Below are 23,402 nucleotides of genomic sequence, written 5' to 3'. Positions count from 1 at the left end.
GAGCATGAGCACCGCCACGGCACCCCGCCCGACGCGCACCGCCGGCATTCCGCCGGTCCAGCGCAAGGCGAACGTCCTCGTCCGCTGGATGACGTCGACCGACCACAAGGTCATCGGGTACATGTACCTGATCACGTCCTTCATCTACTTCTGCATCGCCGGCGTGATGGCCCTGGTCATCCGCGCCCAGCTGTTCGAGCCCGGCCTGAACGTGGTCGAGACCCGCGAGCAGTACAACCAGCTGTTCACGATGCACGGCACGATCATGCTGCTGATGTTCGCGACGCCGCTCTTCGCGGGGTTCGCGAACGTCCTGATGCCGCTGCAGATCGGCGCTCCGGACGTCGCGTTCCCCCGCCTCAACGCCTTCGCGTACTGGCTCTACAGCTTCGGCTCGCTCATCGCGGTCGCCGGATTCGTCACCCCGCAGGGCGCGGCGTCGTTCGGCTGGTTCGCGTATGCGCCACTGTCGAGCACGACCTTCTCACCAGGGCTCGGCGGCAATCTCTGGGTCTTCGGCCTCGCGCTCTCGGGCTTCGGCACGATCCTCGGCGCGGTGAACTTCATCACGACGATCATCACGATGCGCGCCCCCGGCATGACGATGTTCCGCATGCCGATCTTCACCTGGAACATCCTGGTGACGTCGATCCTCGTGCTGCTCGCGTTCCCGGTGCTCGCCGCCGCGATGTTCGCCCTCGGCGCCGACCGCGTGTTCGACGCCCACATCTACGACGCGGCCAACGGCGGCGTCCTGCTCTGGCAGCACCTGTTCTGGTTCTTCGGCCACCCCGAGGTGTACATCATCGCGCTGCCGTTCTTCGGCATCGTGTCCGAGGTCTTCCCGGTCTTCAGTCGCAAGCCGATCTTCGGCTACAAGACGCTGATCTACGCGACCATCGCGATCGCCGCCCTGTCCGTGACGGTGTGGGCCCACCACATGTACGTCACGGGATCGGTCCTGCTGCCGTTCTTCTCGCTGATGACGATGCTCATCGCGGTCCCGACCGGCGTGAAGATCTTCAACTGGGTCGGCACCATGTGGCGCGGATCGGTGACCTTCGAGACCCCGATGATCTGGGCGATCGGCTTCCTGATCACCTTCACGTTCGGTGGACTCACCGGCGTCATCCTCGCGTCGCCCCCGCTCGACTTCCACGTCTCCGACTCGTACTTCGTGGTCGCGCACTTCCACTACGTCGTCTTCGGGACCGTCGTCTTCGCGATGTTCTCGGGCTTCTACTTCTGGTGGCCCAAGTGGACCGGCAAGATGCTGAACGAGACGCTGGGCAAGTGGCACTTCTGGCTGCTGTTCATCGGCTTCCACACCACCTTCCTCATCCAGCACTGGCTGGGCGTCGTCGGCATGCCGCGCCGCTACGCCAGCTACCTGCCCGAGGACGGCTTCACCTGGATGAACCAGGTGTCGACGGTCGGAGCGATGATCCTCGCGGTGTCGCTGATCCCGTTCTTCCTGAACGTGTACATCACGGCCCGCAAGGCGCCCAAGGTGACGGTGAACGACCCGTGGGGCTTCTCCCGGTCGCTCGAGTGGGCCACCTCGTGCCCGCCGCCCCGCCACAACTTCACCTCGATCCCGCGCATCCGCAGCGAGGCCCCGGCGTTCGACCTCAACCACCCCGAGGCCGGCATCCCCGTCGGAATCGGTCCGGCGAAGGACGCTCCGGACGCCCCCACGTACGACAAGTCCGAAGGCACGGTGAAGTAGGGCCATGCGCGCCAACGTCAATCTCTTCTGGCTCCTCGCGGGCTTCTTCCTCCTCGCCGACATCACGTACATCGTGTGGTCGCTGCTCGACACGGGCCAGGTGGAATGGGTCGGCACCGTCGGCATCGGCCTGTCGTCCGTCCTGGGCGCGTTCATCGCGTTCTACGTCGGCCGCGTCCACAAGGCGCAGGGTGCCGAGCTCCCCGAGGACCGCCTCGACGCGGACATCGACGACGGAGATCCCGAGCTCGGCTTCTTCAGCCCCTGGAGCTGGTGGCCGCTCATCCTGGGCGGTTCCGCCGCCCTGGGGTTCCTCGGCCTGGCCGTCGGGTTCTGGATCACCTACATCGCCGTCGGGCTCTTCCTGGTCGCCATCGCCGGCTGGGTGTACGAGTACTACCGCGGATACTTCGCCCGCTAGGGCGTACCGCACGGCTGAGGGCCGGGTGCACGAGGGCGGACGCTCCGGGCACCCGGCCCTCTCGTGTGCCCGGGGGAGGGCGAGGTGCCGGCTCGGAGGTGGAGGGGGGCCGCCTCGGTGTCTCGACCGGCGGAGGAGCATCCGTCGGGCCGACGCATGCGTCACCATGCCTCCTCCCGATCCAGCGTCCGGGGAGGGCCAGGGATCGGATCCGACCGGGCAGGCGCTGAGGCCGTCGTCGGGTGTCGGGCGGTCCGGCGCTCGGAGGACGACGCCGGAGTCGCACGAGCCCGCACGGATCGTCCTCGGTGCCCGGGTGGGACCTGTCGGTGGCGGCCGGAACCTGCTCGCGCGCGTCCGTGAGGGCCGCCTCGGTCGGAGGGTCTGGTCTCGGCGGCCGTGTGGCGTCTCCTGCGCGAGACCAGCCCACCACGCGGCACGAGGCCTCATGCACAGGACGAGACCCTCTGACGCATCAACGAGGCCCTCGGCGGGGGTACGTGGCCGTCCTCGGTGTCACAGCGGTGCACGTGTCACCACGAGCTCTCTTCAGGGGCGACGAGCCCTCCGATGTGGGGAGGGCCCTTCCGCGCGACTCCAGGCCCCTCCGCAGCACGAGCGCGTCCTGAGAGGCTGGAGGCGCTCCGTCGACCGCTGGTGACGCCCCTGTTATGGCAGGAGGTCCGCTCGAGCGGCACGACTGGTTCCTGCGTGACGTCCGGTGTGCGTGCACTCGTCACCTGCCCCTTCCGCGTGGATGCCGTGTCCGGTCGTCAGGGGATGTACGAGTCGCTGTGCCACGGACGACTCCGGGCGCAGAGCTCCCGTGCGTCGACAGGGCCGCGGGCTTCGAGCACGGGATCGTCGTCGGCGGCCGAGCACGGCGGGACGGGACCGGTTCGACTGTCCAGAAGTTGTCGCACTCGACGCCGAGTGCGACAACTTCTGGAGGGTCGAACGGGCGGGCGGCGTCGAGGCGCTGGGGTGACCGTCCAGGGAACGACGAAGGGCCCGGACGAATGAACGTCCGGGCCCTTCGGGGGAGGGTCAGTGCTCGCTGTGCGAGCTCTCGAGCTCCTTCTGGGTGACGGGGGTGATCCGGTCCTCGAAGAACCAGCGGGAGAGGCCGGCGCGGACGCGCTGCGGGGCGGTGATGCGGCCACGCGAGTCCGGACGGATCATCAGCGGCTCGTACTCGTCCTGACCGACGAGCTTCCAGCGCTCGTACTCGTCGAGCTGCTGGTGCACCTCGATGAACTCGCCGCCGGGGAGGCGGACGATGCGGCCCGACTCGAAGCCGTGCAGCGCGATCTCGCGGTCCTTCTTCTGCAGCGCCAGGCAGATGCGCTTGGTGATGAAGTACGCGATGAACGGACCCGCGATGAGCAGGAACTGCAGGCCGTGGATCACACCCTCCATCGTGAGGTGGAAGTGCGTCGCGATGAGGTCGGACGACGCGGCAGCCCAGAGGACGGCGTAGAAGCTGACTCCGGCGGCGCCGATCGCGGTGCGGGTCGCGGCGTTGCGCGGGCGGTCGAGCAGGTGGTGCTCGCGCTTGTCACCGGTGATCCACGCCTCGAGGAACGGGTAGAGCATGACCACGGCGATGAACAGTCCGAGACCGACGAGCGGGATCAGGATGTTGAACGACAGGGTTCCGATGCCCGGGATGGCCCACTCGAGTCCCGGCGGGACGAGGCGCAGGGCGCCGTCGGCGAAGCCGATGTACCAGTCGGGCTGGGTTCCCGCGGAGACGGGCGAGGGGTCGTACGGGCCGTAGTTCCAGATCGGGTTGATCGTGAACAGCGAGGCGATGAGGACGACGACGCCGAAGACGATGAAGAAGAATCCACCGGCCTTCGCGGCGTAGACCGGCAGCACCGGGTAGCCGACGACGTTCTGCTCGGTCTTGCCCGCGCCGGGGAACTGGGTGTGCTTGTGGACGACCACGAACACGAGGTGCAGGGCGATGAACGCGAGCACCAGCGCCGGCAGCAGCAGGATGTGCAGCGTGTAGAGGCGGCCGACGATGTCGGTTCCCGGGAACTCGCCGCCGAAGAGCAGGAACGAGATCCAGGTGCCGACGATCGGGATGCCCTTGACCATGCCGTCGATGATGCGGAGGCCGTTGCCCGAGAGCAGGTCGTCGGGGAGGGAGTAGCCGGTGAAGCCCTCGGCCATCGCGAGGATGAAGAGGACGAAGCCGATGACCCAGTTGAGCTCGCGGGGCTTGCGGAACGCACCGGTGAAGAAGATGCGCAGCATGTGCAGGCCGATCGAGGCCACGAACAGCAGCGCCGCCCAGTGGTGGATCTGCCGCATCAGCAGGCCGCCGCGGATGTCGAAGGAGATGTCGAGCGAGGACGACATCGCCGCCGACATCTCGATGCCCTTGAGGGGGAGGTAGCTGCCCTCGTAATGGGTCTCGACCATCGAGGCCTGGAAGAAGAAGGTGAGGAAGGTGCCCGACAGCAGGATGATGACGAAGCTGTAGAGCGCGACCTCGCCGAGCAGGAAGGACCAGTGGTCGGGGAAGATCTTGCGACCGAACTCCTTGACGACCGCGGAGATGCTCGTGCGCTCGTCGATGTAGTTCGACGCCGCTCCGACGTACCCCTTCTGGAACTTGCCGGATCCGAGGATGACGCCGTCCTCGGGCTCCGCGGGGGAGCTGGAGGGGCGTGAGGGGGTGGTGGTGGACATGTGAGTCATCGCTCCCAGAAGGACGGTCCGACGGGCTCCGTGAAGTCGCTTCTGGCGACCAGGTAACCCTCGGCGTCGACGGTGATGGGGAGCTGCGGAAGCGGACGCTTCGCCGGGCCGAAGATGACGGCGGCCTCGCGCGTGATGTCGAATTGCGACTGGTGGCACGGGCACAGCAGGTGGTGGGTCTGCTGCTCGTACAGCGCCACAGGGCAGCCGACGTGCGTGCAGATCTTGGAGTAGGCGACGATTCCGTCGTAGTTCCAGGTCTCGCGACCCTCACTGACGATGAGGTCCTCGGGCTTCAGGCGCATCAGGAGGACGGCGGCCTTGGCCTTCTCCTCCAGCTTGCCCTCGGCGTCGTTGAGGCCCTCGGGGATGACGTGGAAGGCGGATCCGAGGGTGACGTCCGATGCGAGGATCGGCGCTCCCGACGGGTCCAGGGTGAGCCTCGTTCCCTCTTCCCACAGCGTGGTCTTGAGGAGGGCGACGGGGTTCTGGTCCTGCGGGCCGAGGCCCCGGAACAGGATCACGGCGGGCAGGGGGAACACGACGAGGGAGGCGATCAGGCTGTTCCGGACGAGGGAGCGGCGGCCGAAGCCGGACTCCTTGTCGGACTGGTCGAAGATCTCGAGCGCACGGGCGCGGGTGGGCTCCGCGCTGCGGACGGGGTGGCGGATGTCGATGCCCTCGTGGTCCGACATCAGCTGCTTGCCCCAGTGGACGGCGGCGATGCCGATGCCCAGGAGCGCGAGGGACATGCCCAGGCCGATGAACAGCGTGTTCAGCCGGACCGACGCGACGTCCTCGGTGATCGGGAACGCCATGTAGGCGGCGACCGCGAAGATCGAGCCCGCGAAGGAGAGGTAGAAGAGCGTGTACACCGTGCGCTCGGCACGCTTCTCGACCTTGGGGTCGAGGTCGGTCATCCGGGGGCGGTGCGGCGGGAGGCCCGGGTCCTGGACGCGGTCCCGCGTCACGACCGCGGTGCCGGCCGGAGCCGTTCCGTGCCCGGTGGCCGACGAGGTGGCGAGGTCCGTGCCACCCTCATCGTGCTCTGCCATGGTTCTCCTTTTCACGCCGTGTCGGCACCAGTCGGTGCCGTGGGTCAGTCGCGCCCGTCAGGGCGCTGCAGTCGTCTAGTTGGATCGGGCGGTGATCCACACCGTCAGGGCCACGATCGCGCCGAGGCCGAAGATCCAGAGGAACAGGCCCTCCGCGACCGGCCCGAGGGAGCCGAGCGCGAATCCGCCCGGGGACGGGTTGGCCTCGATGTACTTGAGGTACGAGATGATGTCGCGCTTGTCCTCGGGCGAGATGTTCAGGTCGTTGAAGACCGGCATGTTCTGCGGGCCGGTGACCATCGCCTCGTAGATGTGAGCCTCGGTCACGCCGCCCAGCGGGGGAGCGAACTTCCCTTCGGTGAGCGCGCCGCCGGCTCCGGCGACGTTGTGGCACATGGCGCAGTTGATGCGGAACAGCTCGGCGCCGTTCGCGGCGTCGCCCTGTCCGTCGAGGACCTCGCCCTCGGGGATCGCGGGGCCGGGGGCCAGCGACGCGACGTAGGCGGCGAGCTCGCCGACCTGCTCGTCGGTGAACTGGACCGGCTTCTCGAGCGCCTGGGGGCCGTGCATCTGCATCGGCATGCGGCCGGTGCCGACCTGGAAGTCGACCGACGCCGCGCCCACTCCGATGAGGGAGGGAGCGTTGTCGGTGCCCGCGGCGTCGAGTCCGTGGCAGGTGGCGCAGTTCGCGGCGAAGAGCTTCGAGCCCTCGTCGATCGTCTGCTGGCTGGTGGACGACGTCTCCGCGGAGGCGGACGTCGCGACGCCGACCGCGGCGTAGGTCCCGCCGGTGAGCCCGAGGCCGATGGCGATCAGGGCCAGGGTGGCGAGCGGGTGGCGGCGACCCTTCTTGGCTCGGCTCTTCGTCTTCGGGGAGGCCATCGAGGCGTCCTTCCTGCGGGGGTCGGGAGTGGAGTGGGGCATCGGCGGGCGCGTCACTTGAGGAAGTAGATGACGGCGAACAGGCCGACCCAGACGACGTCGACGAAGTGCCAGTAGTACGAGACGACGATGGCGCTCGTCGCCTCCTTGTGGCCGAAGTTCTTGACCGCGAAGCCGCGGCCGATGACGAGGAGGAACGCGATGAGGCCGCCGGTGACGTGCAGGGCGTGGAAGCCGGTCGTCAGGTAGAAGGCGGAGCCGTAGGCGTTGCTGGAGAGCGTGACGCCCTCGGAGACGAGGGTCGCGTACTCGAGCACCTGGCCGGAGACGAAGACCGCGCCCAGGGCGTAGGTGAGGAAGAACCACTCGACCATCCCCCACTTGAACGGGCTGAGGCCCGTCGCGCGCGGCTGCAGGCGCTCGGCGGCGAACACGCCGAACTGGCAGCTGAACGACGAGGCCACGAGGATCACCGTGTTCACGCCCGCGTAGGGGACGTTGAGGATCTGGGTCTCGGCGCCCCAGAGCTCGGGGGAGGTGCTGCGCAGGGTGAAGTAGATCGCGAAGAGGCCCGCGAAGAACATGACCTCGCTGCCCAGCCAGACGATCGTTCCGACCGCGACCGGGTTGGGTCGGTTCACTACGGGCGCGGTGGCCGTGGGGGAGAGAGAGGTGCTCGTCACACAGACCATTATGGCCGATGGCAGGGGAGGGAAGTCGCACTAGCCGGGAGGCGATCCTCGTCGCATAATCTGGGAGCCATGTCGGAAACCCTGTCCTGGCCGCACGTTCTCAGCGCACTCCTCGAGTCCTCCGATCTGAGCGTCTCCGACGCGACGTGGGCCATGGAGCAGGTGATGGAGGGCGCGGCGACTCCGGCGCAGCTCGCGGGACTGCTGGTGGCCCTCCGGGCGAAGGGCGAGACGGTCGACGAGATCGTCGGCTTCCGCGACGCGATCCTCGACCACGCGGTGCCGCTGGACGTGGATCCGATGGCCCTGGACATCGTCGGGACGGGCGGGGACCGCTTCGGGACCGTCAACATCTCCTCCACCGCCTCGATCATCGCGGCCGCCGCCGGCACGCCCGTCGTGAAGCACGGGAACAAGGCCGCGTCCTCCTCCTCCGGGTCGTCCGACGTGCTCGCGGCACTCGGGGTCGACCTCTCCCTCTCTCCCGAGAGGGTGGCCGAGGTGTTCCGGCGGACGGGGATCGCCTTCGTCTTCGCGTCCCTCTTCCACCCCGGCTTCCGGCACGCCGGCCCGGTGCGCGCCGAGCTGGGCGTGCCGACGGTGTTCAACTTCCTCGGCCCGCTCTGCAACCCGGCGCGTCCCGAGGCGTCGGCGGTCGGTGTGGCGCACCTCGACCGGGTGCCGCTGGTCGTCGGCGTGTTCCAGACGCGCGGGGCGACGGCTCTGGTGTTCCGCGGGGACGACGGCCTCGACGAGCTCACGACCACGGGTCACAGCCACATCTGGGAGGTGTCGCGCGGCTCCGTGGTCGAGCACGACCTCGACCCGCGCGACCTGGGTCTGCCCCGGGCGCGCATCGACGAGCTGCGCGGCCGCGACGCCGCCTACAACGCGAGCGTGGTGCGCTCGGTGCTCGCGGGGGACGGCGGCCCCGTCCGCGACATCGTCCTCCTGAACGCAGCCGCGGGCCTCGCGGCGTTCGACCTGGCGCGCGACCCGGACCTGGTGCGCACGCCCATCCTGGAGCGCCTGCGGACGTCGATGGACCGCGCGGCGGAGGCCGTCGACTCCGGGGCCGCCACGGCCAAGCTCGAGGAGTGGGTCCGCGAGACGCAGCGCGCCGTCGTCCCGCTGCCGTAGGCGCGAGCGCAGGGCGTAACGTGGGGCTGCTGTCCGCGACGGTGCGGGCGGCGATCCACCACGCGCCGGATCGCCCGCAGGTCACGGGACGCCCGAGTGGTGGCCCGATCCTGGAGGAGACCTCGATGAAGAAGCTCATCAACGACCCGAAGAACGTCGTCATGGAGTCGGTGGCCGGTTTCGGCCTGGCGCACGCCGACCTGGTGCGGGTGGTGTCCGATCCCCTGTTCGTGGTGCGGGCCGATGCGCCCCGCTCGGGCAAGGTGGGCATCGTCAGCGGAGGCGGCAGCGGGCACGAGCCGCTGCACGCGGGCTTCGTCGGGTTCGGGATGCTGGACGCCGCCGTCCCCGGTCCCGTCTTCACCTCGCCCACGCCCGACCCGATCGTCGCGGCCACGCAGGCCGTCGACGGCGGCGCAGGGGTGCTGCACATCGTGAAGAACTACACGGGCGACGTCCTGAACTTCGAGACCGCGGCCGACCTCGCCGGCGCCGAGGGGATCGAGGTGCGCAGCGTGATCGTCGACGACGACGTCGCGGTGAAGGACTCGCTCTACACCGCGGGCCGTCGCGGCGTGGCCGGCACCGTGCTGGTCGAGCGGATCGCGGGCGCCGCTGCCGAGCGGGGCGACTCCCTCGACGAGGTCGCGACGATCGCAGAGACGGTGATCGCGAACGTGCGCTCGATGGGCGTCGCGCTCACGCCGTGCATCGTCCCGCACGCGGGCGAGCCGAGCTTCGAGCTGGGCGAGGACGAGATCGAGATCGGCATCGGCATCCACGGCGAGCCCGGCCGGGAGAAGATCGCGCTGGAGCCGGCCGACCGCATCGTCGACCGGATCCTGGGCCCGATCCTGGAGGACCTGCCGTTCTCCTCCGGGGACGACGTGCTCCTCCTCGTGAACGGCATGGGGGGCACGCCGCAGATCGAGCTGTACCTCGCCTACCGCCGCGCAGCCGAAGCGCTGGCCGAGAAGGGGATCACCGTCACGCGCAGCCTCGTCGGCAACTACACGACGTCGCTCGAGATGCAGGGCTTCTCGCTCACCGTCCTCAAGCTCGACGACGCCCTGACCGAGCTGTGGGACTCCCCGGTGCAGACCGCGGCGCTGCGGTGGGGACGCTGAGCGCCAGCGCGCACACCATGACCGGGACGACGGCCGCAGGAGCGGCGCACGAGGAGGAGACGACGATGCAGGACGCACAGGGAGCCGGGCTCGACGCGGCGTGGGCGACGGCGTGGATCCGCCGCGCCGCCGAGGCGATCGCGGAGCACCGGGTCGAGCTGATCACGCTCGACCGGGCGATCGGCGACGGGGACCACGGCGAGAACATGGACCGCGGCTTCCAGGCCGTGGTCGCGAAGCTGGACGCCGCGCCGGAGCAGGGGGTCCCGGCGGACGTGCTCAAGCTGGTCGCGACGACGCTCATCTCGACCGTCGGCGGCGCCTCGGGCCCGCTGTTCGGCACGGCGTTCCTGAAGGCCTCCGCCGCGGTCGCGGGCAGGGACGCGCTCGAGGGCGCGGACGTCGCAGCGCTCCTGGCCGCGGCGAGGGACGGCATCGTGCTCCGCGGCAAGGCCGAGGTGGGCGACAAGACGATGGTGGACGCGTGGACGCCGGCGGTCGACGCGGCGACGGCCGCCGCCGAGGAGGGAGCGGCACCGGCCGACGTCCTCGCTGCGGCGGCGGAGGCGGCGCAGAGCGGAGCGGAGTCGACGGACCCGCTGGTCGCCCGCAAGGGACGCGCCAGCTACCTCGGAGAGCGCGCCATCGGGCACCGCGACCCCGGAAGCGTGTCGACCGTGCTCCTGCTCCGCGCGGCGGCCGAGGCGGCGGCGTGAGCGTCGGGCTGGTCCTGGTCTCGCACAGCGCGCGACTGGCGGAGGGGCTGGTCGAGCTCGCGGAGCAGATGGCGGCCTCGGTCGCGCTGGTCGCCGCGGGCGGGACGGACGACGGCGGCATCGGCACCAGCTTCGACCGCATCACGGCGGCCCTGACGGAGGCCGACTCCGGCGAGGGCGTCGTCGTCCTCTGCGACCTCGGCTCGGCGATCATGACGGCGGAGACCGCGGTGGAGTTCCTGGACGACGACGCGCGCGCCCGGGTCCGGATCGCCGACGCCCCGCTGGTGGAGGGGGCCGTCGCTGCCGCTGTCGCCGCGGGCACGGGGGCGTCGCTGGACGAGGTGCTCGCCGCCGCGGAGTCGGCCCGGGGCGAGGCGCCCGCTGCTCCCGACGAGGAGACCGCGCCCGATGACGAGCGCGTGCAGCGCCGTGTCCGCCTGATCAACCCGAACGGCCTGCACGCGCGTCCCGCGGCCGACTTCGTGACGCTCGCCGCCACCTTCGACGCCCGGATCGACGCGAACGGCAAGGACGCCACGAGCCTGCTCGGCGTGATGTCCCTGGGGCTCGACCGCGGGGACGAGGTCGTCCTCTCGGCGACGGGGCCGCAGGCCCGGGAGGCGGTCGGCCGCCTCGTCGATCTGGTCGAGTCGGGCTTCGGAGAGGTCTAGCGCGACGTCGACCGGTCCAGGGACCGCGGAGGCGCCTCCTCCTACGCTGAGCGCATGGCACTCCGCGGAACCCGACCCCCGTCCGTCCTGCTCCGCCGACTCGTCACCGTCCCGCGCGTCGTGCGCCGGGCGGACGCGCGCGCGGCGCGGCGGCTGAACGCCCGTCGCCCGTCGCCCGTCGTCGACGGGGCGCTCGTGGGGCTCTCCCGGGCCGCGGACCACGGAGTCCTCTGGGCCGGCGTCGGCGTTCTGCTGCTCCTGGCGGGCCGTCCCCGCGAGGCTCTGCGGGGGACCGCCTCGCTCGCCGCGGCCAGCGCGCTCGCGAACCTGGTCGGCAAGCGCGTGTTCGGCGGCGACCGGCCGCTCCTCGTCGACGTCCCGGTCGGCCGGCGCCTGGCGACGGTGCCGACGTCCGCGTCCTTCCCCTCGGGGCACGCGGCGAGCGCCGCCGCCTTCGCCGCCGGGGTCGCGCTCGAGTCGCCCCGAGTGGGGGCGGCGGTCGCCCCGCTCGCCGCCGCCGTGGCCTTCTCCCGCCTGCACGTCGGCGTCCACTGGCTCTCGGACGTCCTCGGCGGCGCGGCGCTCGGCGCGGCGGTCGCGGTCATAGGCCGAGCCGTCCTGCCGGCCGAGCCGCGCCACGTGCCCGTCTCGGAGCGCGCGACCCGGCCCCCCGTCGACCGCAGCCCGCTGGGGGACGGTGCCGCACTCCTCGTGGTCCTCAACCCCGGCGCGGGCCGGGACTCGCACCGCCCCGATCCCGAGCCGCTGGTCCGCGCCCGGTTCCCGAAGGCGCGCGTGCACCGGCTGACCGAGGGCGAGGACCTCGCCGACGTGGTGCGCGAGGCGCGCTCGGGGGACTCTCCGCCCCGGGTGCTCGGGATCTACGGCGGGGACGGCACCATGTCGGTCGGTGCCGCTCTCGCCCGAGCCGAGGGGATGACGCTGCTCGTGCTGCCGGGCGGGACCATGAACCACTTCGCGAAGGCGCTGGGGCTGCTGACCGTCCAGGACGCGCTCGACGCGGCGACGATCGGCGAGCGCCGCGACGTCGACGTGGCCGAGGTCGTCGCGGACGGAGGAGACCCGGTGACGGTGCTCAACACGGTCTCGATCGGCGTCTACCCGGAGTTCGTCGCGGCCCGGGAGAAGCGCGAGAAGCGGATCGGCAAGCCGCTCGCCGCCGTGATCGCGGCCCTCTCGGTCGTCCGGCGCACCGACCCCTTCGAGCTCCGGCGCGACGGGAGCACGCAGCTCGTCTGGTCGTACTTCGTCGGGGTGAACCAGGAGCACCCGCGCACGGCCGCCCCGCTGGCCCGGCGACGTCTCGACGACGGACACCTCGACGTGCGCATCCTGCACTCGGGGCGCACTCCGCGCACCCGGGGCGCGCTCTCGCTCCTGCTCGGGCGGACCGCGACACCGGTGGTCGGCCGTGTGCCCGGCTGGCGGGCACCCGTGGTCGAGTCGTTCTCGACGCCGGAGATCACCGTCGGCGCGCGCCGGCCCGCGGGAGACGACCCCGAGTGGGCGCACGACGGCGAGACCGAGTGCTTCGACGGCTCCCGCGACGGCTTCGACGAGGCCGTGGTGCGGATCGTGCCGCTGGGCCTGCGCGTCTACGCGACCGCCGACTAGGGGGCGGTACCGGCCCGGTCCCCGCCGTCCGCATCCGCCAGCAGCTCGGCCAGCGCGTCGAGGGCGGCGACCTGCCCGGCCACCACCAGCGCGCGGGCCTCGTCGATCGGGTGCCACCGGGCGTCCTCCAGCTCGGGGAAGCTGCGCAGCACGCCGGAGCCCCGCGGCCACTCCAGCTGGAAGGTGTTGCTCGCGACGAAGACCGTGTCCGCGTCTCCGCGCCCGGCGAAGACCGTGACCGTCTTGGCCGCGCTCTGCCGGAACGCGCCGAGGAGGGTCAGCTCCCCGACGGGCGGAGGAGCACCGATCTCCTCCTCGAACTCCCTTCGCGCGGCGTCGAGCGGCGTCTCGTCGCTCGTGTGCACGCCCTTCGGGATCGACCACGCCCGCGGGCGCCGGGTCCAGAAGGGGCCGCCCATCCGCCCGAGGAACACCTCGGTGCCGGAGGGGCCCTCGCGGTGCAGCAGGATCCCCGCGCTCGTCACCGCGGCCATCGCGTCTCTCCGGTCATCCCGCCATCCTGCCTCCCGCCCGTGGAAGGATCGGGAGGACCCGCCCGCGACCGCACGGAGTGAACCATGCACGACCACGAGATCCTCCGACAGCTGTGCGACGCACTCGGAGACGCGGTCCTGACCGAGGGCTCCGAGTTCGACGCCGTGCACACCGACAAGTCGGGCTTCGCCGCACCGGGTCGCGCGCTCGCGCTCGTCGCGGCCCGCTCGGTCGAGGACGTGCAGGCGGCGCTGCGCATCGCGACCGAGCACCGGCTCCCGGTCGTGCCGCGGGGAGCGGGAACGGGCCTCGCTGCCGGGGGAGTGGCGAGCGAGGGAGCGCTCGTCCTCTCGACCGCCGCGATGGACCGCATCCTCGAGGTGTCGCTCGAGGACGAGCTGGCGGTCGTCGAGCCCGGGGTCGTCAATCAGGCGCTGTCGGACGCCGTCGCGCCTCACGGCCTCGTCTTCTCGCCCGACCCCGCGAGCCGAGCGATCTCGAGCATCGGCGGCAACATCGCGACGAACGCCGGGGGACTGCTCTGCGCCAAGTACGGCGTGACCCGGGAGGCGGTGCTCGGGCTCGCCGTCGTCCTCCCCGACGGACGCCTGCTCCGCACCGGCCGTCGCAGCGTGAAGGGAGTCACCGGGTACGACCTCACCGCGCTCCTGACCGGCTCCGAGGGAACCCTGGGCGTCATCGTCGAGGCCACCGTGAAGCTCCGCCCGATCCCGAGCGGGCGCGTGGTCACCGTCGGCGCGTACTTCCCGAGCGTCGTCGCCGCGGCCGCCGCCTCCGCCGCGATCACCGCCGCGCGGCTCCGTCCCGCCGTGATGGAGCTGATGGACGAGGCGGCGCTCGCCGCGATCTCGCGCTACACCGGAGCTGCACTGGACCGCGGCGCCGCGTACCTCCTCGTCCAGACGGACGGCGGAGGAGCGGTGGCGGAGTCGCAGCGCGTCCTCGAGATCCTGACCGCCTCCGGGGGCGCCGCCGAGGCGACCGAGGACCCGGCCGAGGGCGAGGCTCTGCTGGCCGTCCGCCGGGCCTTCCACCCGGCGCTCGAGGCGGAGGGCCGCGTGCTGATCGAGGACGTCTGCGTGCCCCGCTCCGCGCTGCCGGCGATGTTCGCGGCGATCCGCGGCATCGAGGAGCGGACGGGGCTCAGCATCCCCACCGTCGCCCACGCGGGGGACGGGAACCTGCACCCGAACTTCGTGCTGCCCGCGGGGGACGGACCCGTGGGGGAGGACGTCTGGGAGGCCGCCGCGGAGCTCTTCCGCACGGCCCTGGCCCTCGGCGGCACGCTCACGGGCGAGCACGGCGTGGGACTGCTCAAGCGGCGCTGGCTGGCGGAGGAGCTGGGCGAGGACTCGCTGGCGCTCCAGCGCGGGATCAAGGCCGTGTTCGACCCGCTGGGGATCATGAACCCGGGGAAGGTCTTCTGAGGGGAGCGCCCGGGGCTACAGCAGCTCGGCCGTGATCATCGAGGCGGTGAGCACGACCGTCGCCGCGGACATCAGCCAGTAGAGGACCGTCTCGCGCCAGGAGCCGGCGGAGCCGAGGACGGGCAGCGCGGCGTAGCCGCCGGTGGTCCAGACGTGGCGCAGCGGCGTCCGGCGCAGGCGCCGCGGCAGGCGCACGCGCAGCGGCCAAAGCCAGTTGATCCCGCCGGTCGTGAGGGCGTCGCCGGCCACGTGCACGAGGTAGCCCAGCGTCGCGGCGACCCGGAGCCACGCCCAGGTGCCGTCGGCGAGCGCGACGAGGAGGACCGTGACGACGGTCGCCCCGGCCCACGCGATGCGCCAGGAGGGGGCGGCCCGGACGGCCTTCGCGGCGAAGGCGAGGGCGGGCAGAGTGAGGACGGCGGCCACGGCGACGGGGCCGACGACCGGCACCGGGAAGCGCAGCGCCGTGAGCACCGGCACCAGGTACCAGACGACGGCGACCGCGAGCAGCGAGTGCATCCCGTGCCGGTGCCCTCCGCTGATCCGGCCCGCGGTCGCCGTGAGCAGGGAGGCACCTGGCGCCGATCGGGAGACCGTCGCGCTCGCGTGGTCCGCGTCGGGCACCAGGGCCCAGCCTGCGGCGACTCCGAGGCCGACCAGCCGGAGGTCCAGCGGGAGACCCGCGAGGCCGAGGGGCCCGGCGACGGTGGGCACGGAGGCGGCGACGGCCCAGGCGAGCGCACCGGAGACGGCGTGCGAGCGGCCCATCATCGCGGGTCGGCTCCTTCGACTGGGCGCGGCGACGACGGAGGACGGCCGCGGCGGGACGAGAGAACCCCCGGCCGCGTGCGTGAGCACGGACCGGGGGTGAGGGTGGGCGATACCGGACTCGAACCGATGACCTCTTCCGTGTGAAGGAAGCGCGCTACCAACTGCGCCAATCGCCCAGGGGGACGTGCTGGACGACCCGAGAGACGATCGTAGCGGATCCGCGGGGTCCGGATGCACCGCCGACGCCCGCCACGCCCGGGTGAACGGACGGCGTCGAGCCGGATTCGCGCGGAAAGACGCGGATCGGACTCCGAGTGACGGGATCGGCGCAGGCTCGATTTGGATTCCGGCGCCGCTGTCGTATACATTCTTCTAGGTCGAGCCGGGCAGCGAAAGCGCCGGACTGGCAGAACGACAGCACGACACGTAAGAAGGCAACACCAGTACGACCTACATGCGGATGTGGCGCAGCGGTAGCGCATCACCTTGCCAAGGTGAGGGTCGCGAGTTCGAATCTCGTCATCCGCTCGAACACCGGTCCTCGGACCGGCGTCATCGGGACGGCACCTCCGGGTGCCTCCCACCTGGTCGGCCCTCGGGCCGCCGACACCGAATCCCGTACACGGTGGATTGGCCGAGAGGCGAGGCAGCGGCCTGCAAAGCCGTATACACGGGTTCGAATCCCGTATCCACCTCGATCGTTCACCGAACGAGGCGCTCCGCACGGAGCAACGGGCGATTGGCGCAGCGGTAGCGCGCTTCCCTGACACGGAAGAGGTCACTGGTTCGATCCCAGTATCGCCCACCACGAGAACCCCCGGCCCCCGGCCGGGGGTTCTGTCGTTCCCGGCACCGGCGCTACCCTCGCAGGATGCCCGCCCCGATCCCCGTCGACGACCAGGGCACCCTCCTCCGCCTCGTCTCGCGGGACGACGGACCGGCCCTCGCCGCGGCGTACCGGCGCAACCGCCGGCACCTCGCGCCCTGGGAGCCGACGCGCTCGTCGCGCTTCTTCGAGGCGGGGGGCCAGACCGACGCCGTCGCGGACGCGCTCGCCGCGCACCGGGCCGGCAGCGTGCTCCCGCTCGTCCTCGACGCGGGCGGCGTGATCGTCGGTCGGCTGACTCTCGCGAACATCGTCCGCGGCGCCTTCGACAGCGCCGATCTCGGCTACTGGCTCGACAGCGGTCGGCAGGGCCGCGGCGTGATGACCAGCGCAGTCGGAGCCGTCCTGCGGACCGCGCGGGAGGATCTGGGGCTGCACCGCGTGCAGGCCGGGACGCTCCTCCACAACGTCGGCTCGCAGACCGTGCTGCAGCGCAACGGCTTCGAGCGGATCGGCGTCGCGAGGCGCTACCTGCGGATCGCCGGGGAGTGGCAGGACCACGTCCTCTTCCAGGCGCTGCTCGAGGGCGGACCGCTCCAGCCTCCGCCGACTCCGCTCGTCTAGGGTGAGCGGCGCCGGCCTTCTCCCGGCGCTCCGAGCGGGAGGGACGCGCCCATGACCACGCGGCACATCGGCGGACGAGAGTTCGACTTCGAGCGGCAGGTGGCCGTGATGGCGGTCGTGAACCGCACGCCCGACTCCTTCTACGACAAGGGCTCCACCTTCGCCCTGGACAGCGCCATCGCGGCCGCCGTGCGCGCCGCGGAGCTCGGCGCCGACTGGGTCGACATCGGCGGTGTGCCGTTCGGCCGCGGCCCCGCCGTCACGCTCCAGGAGGAGCTCGACCGTGTCGTGCCCGTCGTGGCGGGCATCGCGGAGCGGAGCGACGTGGTCGTCTCGGTGGACACGACGAGCGCCGAGGTGGCGCGCGCGAGCATCGCCGCAGGCGCCTCCGTCATCAACGACACGAGCGGGCTGCACGATCCCCGGATGCTCGAGGTCGTCGCCTCCTCCTCCGCCCAGCTCGTCATCACCCACAGCGTGGGCGCTCCCCGCAGCGAGCCGGAGAGGCCCGAGTACGACGACGTCGTGGCGACCGTGGTCGACCACCTGCGCGGCCGCGTCGATCGCGCGCTCTCGGGTGGGGTGCCTGCCGAGAGGATCGTCGTCGATCCGGGCCACGACCTGAACAAGAACACCCTGCACACGCTCGAGCTCACCCGCCGGCTGGGCGAGGTGGCCGCGCTCGGCTTCCCGGTGCTCGCCGCGGTGTCCAACAAGGACTTCATCGGGGAGGCGCTGGACCGGCCGCAGGGGGAGCGCCTCGAGGGCTCCCTCGCCGCCGCGGTGATCTGCATCCTGAACGGCGCGCGGATCGTGCGGATGCACGACGTGCGCCAGGCGGTCGACGCCGTGCGGATGACGGAGGCGGTGCTCGGCTGGCGAGCGCCCGCCTTCCTCCGCCACAACGTGGAGCCGACGGCGTGAGCGCCCGCATCGACGGCCTGTCGCCGGCCGGACAGGACCTGTCCGACGAGGCTCTGCTGGCCCTCTACGCGGACGGTGCGGGCGAGCAGTGGCTCCGGGTCAACTTCGTCGCGAGCGTCGACGGAGCGGTCACCCGCGACGGCGTCTCGGGAGACCTCGGGGGCGCGGCGGACCTGCGCGTGTTCGACCTGCTCCGCCGGCTCGCCGACGTCGTGCTCGTCGCGGCCGGCACGGTGCGGACCGAGGGCTACGGCCCGATGGTGCTGAGCGACGAGTCCGTGCAGGCCCGGCTCGGCAGCGGGCTCGCCCCGCAGCCCGTCTTCGCGATCGTCTCAGGGTCGCTCGACCTCGATCCCGCCTCGCGGATCTTCACCGAGGCGCCGGTGCGCCCGATCGTCGTGACCACCGGCTCCTCACCGGCCCGCCGCCGCGCGGAGCTCGCCGAGGTCGCCGACGTGCTCGTCTGCGGCGACGCAGAGCTCGACGCGACGCGGATGCGGGCGCAGCTCGCGGAGCGAAGGCTCGGCCGGATCCACTGCGAGGGCGGTCCGTCGCTGCTGGGGACCCTCCTCGCCGCGGACGCCGTCGACGAGCTCTGCCTGACCGTCGCTCCGACGCTCGAGGCGGGGGACTCCGGGCGGCTCGCCCGTGGCGACGTCCCCGGACCGCGCCCGCAGCACCTGGCGCACGTGCTCAGCGCCGGCGACACGCTGCTCCTGCGCTACCTCCGCCGGCGCTGACCCGCCCTACTCGCGGCGCCGCTCGTTCTCGTCGCGCTTGGCCTCGGAGGCCGGGCGGGCGGCGATGACGGGGTGGGCGCCGGTGAAGCCGTCGCGGGCGGAGGCGATCGCCAGGATGCGCGGCTTCGCGACGTGCCAGCCCACGATCAGGGCGGGCACCCCGATCACCGCGACGATGCCCACGGTCCAGGTGCCGGTCGGGAAGTCGACGGCGATCAGGACCACGACGATCACCAGGAACGCCAGGGTGAGCCACGAGGTCACCGGGGCGCCGGGCATCCGGAAGGACGGGCGCTCCAGGCGCCCCTGGGCCGCCCAGCGCTGCAGCTGCATCTGGCAGAGGACGATCATGCCCCAGCCCGTGACGATCCCCAGCGCCGAGACGTTGAGGACGATCTCGAAGGCCTCGGACGGCACGAAGAGGTTGAGCACGATCCCGATCAGGGTGATGCTCGCCGTGAGCAGGATGCCGCCGTAGGGCACGCCCTGCTTGTTCATCCGGCCGGTGAAGGCGGGGGCGGAGCCGTTGAGCGCCATGGAGCGGAGGATGCGGCCGGTGGAGTAGAGCCCGGCGTTGATGCTGGAGAGCGCGGCCGTCAGGACGACGAAGTTCATGATCGATCCGGCGATCTCGCCCGAGGAGCCGTCGCCCAGCGAGCTGAAGAACGTGACGAACGGGCTCTCGCCCTTCGAGTAGGCCGTGTAGGGCAGCAGCAGCGTCAGCAGCAGCACCGAGCCGACGTAGAAGACGGCGATGCGCAGGATGACCGAGTTGATCGCGCGCGGGATGACCTTCGCCGGCTCCGCGGTCTCGCCCGCCGCCGTGCCGACCAGCTCGACTCCGGAGTAGGCGAACACCACGCCCTGGACGACCAGGACGCTGGCGATCAGGCCGCCGGGCAGGATGCCGCCGTTGTCGTTCCAGAGGCTGATCCCGGGGTCCACGGCGACGCCGCCGGACTGCAGCGGCCAGCCCGCGGCGAGCACGACGACGCCGATCACCAGGAAGACCACGAGCGCCGTGACCTTGATCAGCGCGAACCAGAACTCCAGCTCTCCGAAGACCTTGACCGAGACGAGGTTCAGCGAGAGCACGACGACCAGGGCGATGAGTGCGAGGAGCCACTGGGGCACGGAGGAGAAGAGCGACCAGTACTTCACGTACAGGGCCACCGCGGTGACGTCGGCGATCGCGGTCATCGCCCAGTTCAGGAAGTACATCCAGCCGGCGACGAAGGCGGCCTTCTCGCCCAGGAACTCGCGGGCGTAGGAGATGAAGGAGCCCGAGCTCGGCCGGTGCAGGACCAGCTCGCCGAGCGCGCGGAGGATCAGGTACGCGAAGACGCCGCAGACCGCGTAGACGACGACCAGCGAGGGACCTGCGGTGGCGAGGCGGCCGCCGGCGCCGAGGAAGAGGCCGGTGCCGATCGCGCCGCCGATGGCGATCATCTGCAGCTGCCGGGGCTTGAGCCCGGGGCGGTAGCCCTCCTGCTCCTTCGAGAAGTCGGGCTGCGCGGGCCCGCGGTCGTCGTCGCTCTGCGTCACGGAGGCTCCCTCGTCACCGGATCGCGCCGGGCGGCTGCTCCGGCACGCCCGTCAGGGTACGGGCGCGCTGCTCGGAGGAGGCGGGTGGCGCGGTCCGCGGCATGCGGATCCTCTCAGGATCGCGGCGCCTACCCTGGGGGCATGAGCGGACCGGATCTCGCACGGCAGTCCTCGCTCGAGGGCGTTCGGATCCCGTCGCTGGCGAGGGGCCTGAACGGCGGCGCCGATCCGGCGCTCGTCTGGCGCAACGAGCTCGACGGGCTGACCTTCCGCGTGGACGCCGGGTACCTGAAGTGGAATCCCCGGTCCACGGGCGTCGACCTCCGGCGAGAGCTCGCGCGTCTGCGCTGGCTGGAGGGGCGGATCGACGCACCCCGGATCCTGGAGGCGGGCGAGGACGAGGAGGGGCAGTGGCTCCTCACCGCGCCGCTGCCCGGGCGGAGCGCCGTCGATCCGGAGTGGACGGCCCGGCCGGAGGAGGCCGTCCGCGCGATCGCGGCCGGCCTGCGGGCGGTCCACGCGCTCCCCGTCGACGCGATGCCCGAGGAGCTGCGCGGCGACTCCTGGTTCGCGCGCCGGCCGTCGGCGCTCGGCGCGGCACCGGAGCTCGTGGATCCGGTCGTGGTGCACGGCGACGCGTGCGCTCCGAACACGCTCGTCGACGACGACGGACGCTGGAGCGGCACGGTCGACGTCGGCGACCTGGGCGTGGGCGACCGCTGGGCGGATCTGGCGGTCGCCGCAGTCAGCCTCGGCTGGAACTACGGCCCCGGTCACACCCCGCTTCTCCTCGCGGAGTACGGAGCGGATCCGGACGACGAGCGCGCGGCCTACTACCGCGCGCTCTGGTCGTCCGAGTCCTGAGTCACTTCTTCTTCGCGGCCTCGTCGTCCTCGGCCGCGCCGTCGTCGCTGCGGTTCTCGCTCGCCAGGCGCAGCCAGCGCCCGTCGCGGACGTCCTTCTCGTGCACGGCCGCCTTCTTGTCGCTCGCGGCGGTGTCGCGCGGGGGGAGCTGGATGGTCTCCTCCGCCTCGATGCCCGCCTGCAGCTCGCGTCCGCGCTCGAGCTCGGCGTCGAACTCCGCGCCGAAGAGCAGAGCGATGTTGGTGATCCAGATCCAGAGGAGGAAGACGATCACGGCGCCGAGCGAGCCGTAGGTCTTGTTGTAGTTGGAGAAGTTGGCCACGTAGAACGCGAAGCCGGTCGAGGCGATGAGCCAGATCGCGAGGGCGACGATCGACCCGAGGCTGATCCAGCGGAACTTCGGCTGGCGGATGTTGGGCGCCCAGTAGTAGAGGATCGCGACGATCCCGATCGCGATGACCACGAGCACCGGCCACTTCGCGATGTTCCACACGGTGAGGGCGGCGGGACCCAGGCCCACGACGTCGCCGACGGCGGTCGCGACCGGTCCGCTGAGCACCAGGATGAGCGCCGCGATCACGATCAGGACGACCGTCACCACGGTCACGCCGAGCATCGTCGGGCGGAGCTTCCAGAAGGGGCGTCCCTCGTCGATCTGGTAGACGCGGTTCATCGCGCGGCCGAAGGCGCCGACGTAGCCGGAGGCGGACCAGATCGCTCCGACGACACCGGTCACGAAGGCCAGACCCGCGGCGGATGAGCTGGTCAGCGCCTGGATCGGGTCGCGCAGCAGGTCGACGACCTCGCTCGACGCGAGGTTGCCGATCAGGTCGAGGACCAGATCGGTGGTGGCCTGGGCCTGGCCGAAGAGCCCCAGCACCGACACGATCGCGAGCAGGGCGGGGAAGAGCGCGAGCACGGCGTAGTAGGTGAGCGCGGCGGCGAGGTCGGTGCACTGGTCGGCGCCGAACTCGCGGGCCGTCTTCTTGAGGACGTAGAACCAGGAGCGCCTGGTGATGTCGGTGACGTCGTCGGGCTTCCGGGAATCGTCGGGATCGGGCGCTGTCTTCTCGCGGGTCGTGCTCTGCTCGGCCATGCGGACACGCTACGGGGCCGACAGTCGTCGGACGGCCCCCTTGACGGCGGGGCCGACCGTGTCGGGGTCAGGCTCGGCGCTGGCGCGCGGCGGCGAGGGTGCCGAAGAAGAGGAAGGAGCAGGTCGCGGCGAGGACGGTCAGCAGGGGCGCCTCCCAGCCGCCGCTCGCGTCGTGCGCGAATCCGATGACGGTCGGGGCGGTGGCGGCCACCGCGTAGCCGATGCCCTGCACCGTGGCCGAGAGCCGCGACGCGTGGGCGTCGGAGCGGGAGAGCCGCACGACGAGCACGAACACCACCGTGAAGCCTCCGCCCTGAGCCGCGCCGCCCAGCACGCACCAGAGCGCCCAGAGCTGCGGGGCGAGCAGCAGCCCCGCCGGCACCGTGCACCAGAGGAGGCCGACGAGAACGATGCTCCCCAGGGGGCCGAGCCTGCGGACCAGGAGCGGGACGCCGAGGGCCCCGGCGACCGCGGCGAGCTGGAACACCGAGGCGCTCGCGCCCGCGGTCGCGATCGAGAAGCCGTTGCGGTCGACGAGCAGCGAGGGGAGCCAGGCAGTCACTCCGTAGTACGAGAACGCCTGGCTCGAGAAGCAGAGCGCGAGCGCCAGCACGGTCGCGCTGCGGAAGATCCGCGGAGCCGGTGCGGCCGGTGCGCGGTCGGCGCGGGAGGGGCGGGGAGCCGGACGCAGGGCGGCTCGGGGACCCACCGCCAGGAGCCAGCCGGTCAGCGCGAGGGCGTTGAGGGCGAGCCAGACGAGCAGGCCGCCGCGCCAGCCGAGCGCCAGAGCGAGCGGAGCGGTGCCGAGCGAGGTGATCGTCGAGCCGATGTTGAGGGCCGCGGTGTAGACGCCCGTCGTGAGGTCGACGCGCGCGGGAGCGACGTCCCGCCGGATCACGACGGGGAGCACGACGTTGCCGATCGTGATGGAGACGCCGATCAGGATCGTGCCCGCGACGGCCGGCCCCACGTCGCCGATCGAGCGGACGATCGTGCCGAGCGCGACGCCGATCACCGTGACGGTGACCGCGGCGTCGGGGCCCGCGCGGCGGATCACCAGGAGGGCGAGCGGAGTCGCCAGGGCGAAGCAGAGGACGGGGATGCTGGTGAGGATCCCCGCCAGGCCCGCGGACAGCGCGAGGTCCTCGCGCACCGCGTCGATGATCGGTGCGACGGCGACGATCGGACCGCGCAGGACCAGGGCGACCAGGGCGACCGCCACGACGAGGAGCCAGGGAGCGCTCCGGCGCACGGTCATCGGGGCGTCGAGGGCCGCGGCACCCCGG

Annotated in this window: 21 protein-coding genes and 4 tRNA genes; 15 read left to right on the top strand and 10 right to left on the bottom strand. The window is 71.8% G+C overall.

All coding sequences use genetic code 11. The features are described from left to right. The first annotated feature begins 4 nt into the window (after window positions 1–4). Both ctaD and C5D44_RS02040 read left to right on the top strand, forming a co-directional pair. Window positions 5–1,729, top strand: a complete 1,725-nt coding sequence (ctaD, locus tag C5D44_RS02045; RefSeq protein ID WP_104276432.1) for a cytochrome c oxidase subunit I — start codon at window positions 5–7, stop codon at window positions 1,727–1,729. Window positions 1,730–1,733: 4 nt separating this feature from the next. After that, complete coding sequence (locus C5D44_RS02040; protein WP_104276431.1) at window positions 1,734–2,150, top strand: cytochrome c oxidase subunit 4; 417 nt, start codon at window positions 1,734–1,736, stop codon at window positions 2,148–2,150. A 1,047-nt stretch (window positions 2,151–3,197) separates the two neighbouring features. Here the strand turns inward: C5D44_RS02040 and C5D44_RS02035 are convergent. The 4 genes from C5D44_RS02035 to C5D44_RS02020 all read right to left on the bottom strand — a co-directional run bounded on the left by C5D44_RS02035 (window position 3,198) and on the right by C5D44_RS02020 (window position 7,491). Continuing rightward, window positions 3,198–4,853, bottom strand: a complete 1,656-nt coding sequence (locus C5D44_RS02035; RefSeq protein ID WP_104276430.1) for a ubiquinol-cytochrome c reductase cytochrome b subunit — start codon at window positions 4,851–4,853, stop codon at window positions 3,198–3,200. Window positions 4,854–4,858: 5 nt separating this feature from the next. Beyond that, on the bottom strand, window positions 4,859–5,917 hold the full coding sequence (locus C5D44_RS02030; protein WP_104225358.1) for a ubiquinol-cytochrome c reductase iron-sulfur subunit: 1,059 nt from the start codon (window positions 5,915–5,917) through the stop codon (window positions 4,859–4,861). A gap of 75 nt (window positions 5,918–5,992) precedes the next feature. Then, window positions 5,993–6,799 (bottom strand): c-type cytochrome, encoded by an 807-nt coding sequence (locus tag C5D44_RS02025; protein WP_104224648.1) that lies wholly within the window; start codon window positions 6,797–6,799, stop codon window positions 5,993–5,995. Between the two features lie 53 nt (window positions 6,800–6,852). Then, complete coding sequence (locus tag C5D44_RS02020; RefSeq protein WP_104224647.1) at window positions 6,853–7,491, bottom strand: heme-copper oxidase subunit III; 639 nt, start codon at window positions 7,489–7,491, stop codon at window positions 6,853–6,855. 69 nt (window positions 7,492–7,560) lie between these two features. On the opposite strand from C5D44_RS02020, the gene trpD reads away from it, so the two are divergent. The 5 genes from trpD (at window position 7,561) to C5D44_RS01995 (ending at window position 12,783) form a co-directional block, all read left to right on the top strand. Then, window positions 7,561–8,631, top strand: a complete 1,071-nt coding sequence (trpD, locus tag C5D44_RS02015; protein ID WP_104276429.1) for an anthranilate phosphoribosyltransferase — start codon at window positions 7,561–7,563, stop codon at window positions 8,629–8,631. Between the two features lie 125 nt (window positions 8,632–8,756). Further along, entirely contained in the window at window positions 8,757–9,758 is a 1,002-nt protein-coding gene (dhaK, locus tag C5D44_RS02010) for a dihydroxyacetone kinase subunit DhaK (RefSeq protein WP_104276428.1), read from the top strand. A 65-nt stretch (window positions 9,759–9,823) separates the two neighbouring features. After that, window positions 9,824–10,474: a dihydroxyacetone kinase subunit DhaL gene (gene dhaL / locus C5D44_RS02005; RefSeq protein WP_104280692.1), complete on the top strand. Its 651-nt coding sequence runs from the start codon at window positions 9,824–9,826 to the stop codon at window positions 10,472–10,474. Continuing rightward, entirely contained in the window at window positions 10,471–11,148 is a 678-nt protein-coding gene (gene dhaM, locus C5D44_RS02000) for a dihydroxyacetone kinase phosphoryl donor subunit DhaM (protein ID WP_104280670.1), read from the top strand. The genes dhaL and dhaM overlap by 4 nt, the downstream gene beginning before the upstream one ends. Window positions 11,149–11,202: 54 nt before the next feature. Beyond that, window positions 11,203–12,783 (top strand): bifunctional phosphatase PAP2/diacylglycerol kinase family protein, encoded by a 1,581-nt coding sequence (locus tag C5D44_RS01995; RefSeq protein WP_104276426.1) that lies wholly within the window; start codon window positions 11,203–11,205, stop codon window positions 12,781–12,783. Here C5D44_RS01995 and C5D44_RS01990 read toward each other — a convergent pair. Next, window positions 12,780–13,277: an NUDIX domain-containing protein gene (locus tag C5D44_RS01990; RefSeq protein WP_104280669.1), complete on the bottom strand. Its 498-nt coding sequence runs from the start codon at window positions 13,275–13,277 to the stop codon at window positions 12,780–12,782. The two genes, C5D44_RS01995 and C5D44_RS01990, sit on opposite strands and share 4 nt — an antisense overlap. A gap of 84 nt (window positions 13,278–13,361) precedes the next feature. Here C5D44_RS01990 and C5D44_RS01985 point away from each other — a divergent pair, with 84 nt between their 5' ends. Further along, window positions 13,362–14,726: an FAD-binding oxidoreductase gene (locus C5D44_RS01985; protein ID WP_104280668.1), complete on the top strand. Its 1,365-nt coding sequence runs from the start codon at window positions 13,362–13,364 to the stop codon at window positions 14,724–14,726. 15 nt (window positions 14,727–14,741) lie between these two features. On the opposite strand, the gene C5D44_RS01980 is transcribed toward C5D44_RS01985, so the two are convergent. Further along, window positions 14,742–15,497: a metal-dependent hydrolase gene (locus C5D44_RS01980; protein ID WP_104276423.1), complete on the bottom strand. Its 756-nt coding sequence runs from the start codon at window positions 15,495–15,497 to the stop codon at window positions 14,742–14,744. 103 nt (window positions 15,498–15,600) lie between these two features. Then, window positions 15,601–15,673: transfer RNA gene (locus C5D44_RS01975), tRNA-Val, on the bottom strand. 280 nt (window positions 15,674–15,953) lie between these two features. Between C5D44_RS01975 and C5D44_RS01970 the strand changes: the two genes are divergently transcribed. The 6 genes from C5D44_RS01970 to C5D44_RS01945 all read left to right on the top strand — a co-directional run bounded on the left by C5D44_RS01970 (window position 15,954) and on the right by C5D44_RS01945 (window position 18,611). After that, window positions 15,954–16,025, top strand: a tRNA-Gly gene (locus C5D44_RS01970). 96 nt (window positions 16,026–16,121) lie between these two features. Beyond that, window positions 16,122–16,192, top strand: a tRNA-Cys gene (locus tag C5D44_RS01965). A 38-nt stretch (window positions 16,193–16,230) separates the two neighbouring features. After that, window positions 16,231–16,305, top strand: a tRNA-Val gene (locus C5D44_RS01960). Between the two features lie 63 nt (window positions 16,306–16,368). Next, window positions 16,369–16,947, top strand: coding sequence for a GNAT family N-acetyltransferase (locus C5D44_RS01955; protein ID WP_104276422.1), 579 nt, complete (start codon window positions 16,369–16,371; stop codon window positions 16,945–16,947). A 51-nt stretch (window positions 16,948–16,998) separates the two neighbouring features. Next, the gene (gene folP, locus C5D44_RS01950; protein WP_104280667.1) at window positions 16,999–17,871 is read left to right on the top strand and encodes a dihydropteroate synthase; all 873 of its coding nucleotides are present in this window, start codon (window positions 16,999–17,001) and stop codon (window positions 17,869–17,871) included. Then, window positions 17,868–18,611: a pyrimidine reductase family protein gene (locus tag C5D44_RS01945; protein WP_104280666.1), complete on the top strand. Its 744-nt coding sequence runs from the start codon at window positions 17,868–17,870 to the stop codon at window positions 18,609–18,611. The genes folP and C5D44_RS01945 overlap by 4 nt, the downstream gene beginning before the upstream one ends. Before the next feature lie 6 nt (window positions 18,612–18,617). Here C5D44_RS01945 and C5D44_RS01940 read toward each other — a convergent pair whose 3' ends face one another. Then, window positions 18,618–20,156 carry an amino acid permease gene (locus C5D44_RS01940; protein WP_258067344.1) on the bottom strand — a complete coding sequence of 513 codons (1,539 nt, stop codon included), beginning with the start codon at window positions 20,154–20,156 and terminating at the stop codon, window positions 18,618–18,620. Between the two features lie 141 nt (window positions 20,157–20,297). Between C5D44_RS01940 and C5D44_RS01935 the strand changes: the two genes are divergently transcribed. Continuing rightward, on the top strand, window positions 20,298–21,020 hold the full coding sequence (locus tag C5D44_RS01935) for an aminoglycoside 3'-phosphotransferase (protein WP_104280665.1): 723 nt from the start codon (window positions 20,298–20,300) through the stop codon (window positions 21,018–21,020). A 1-nt stretch (window position 21,021) separates the two neighbouring features. Here C5D44_RS01935 and C5D44_RS01930 read toward each other — a convergent pair whose 3' ends face one another. Next, on the bottom strand, window positions 21,022–22,116 hold the full coding sequence (locus tag C5D44_RS01930; protein WP_104276418.1) for a YihY/virulence factor BrkB family protein: 1,095 nt from the start codon (window positions 22,114–22,116) through the stop codon (window positions 21,022–21,024). 67 nt (window positions 22,117–22,183) lie between these two features. Further along, complete coding sequence (locus tag C5D44_RS01925) at window positions 22,184–23,374, bottom strand: CynX/NimT family MFS transporter (protein ID WP_104280664.1); 1,191 nt, start codon at window positions 23,372–23,374, stop codon at window positions 22,184–22,186. Window positions 23,375–23,402 lie beyond the last annotated feature (28 nt).

Origin of the sequence: Rathayibacter sp. AY1B5, assembly GCF_002932795.1 — a bacterium.
GTDB lineage: Bacteria > Actinomycetota > Actinomycetes > Actinomycetales > Microbacteriaceae > Rathayibacter.
The sequence above is the reverse complement of the archived record's forward strand: the minus strand, read 5'-3'. Positions and strand labels throughout refer to the sequence as shown.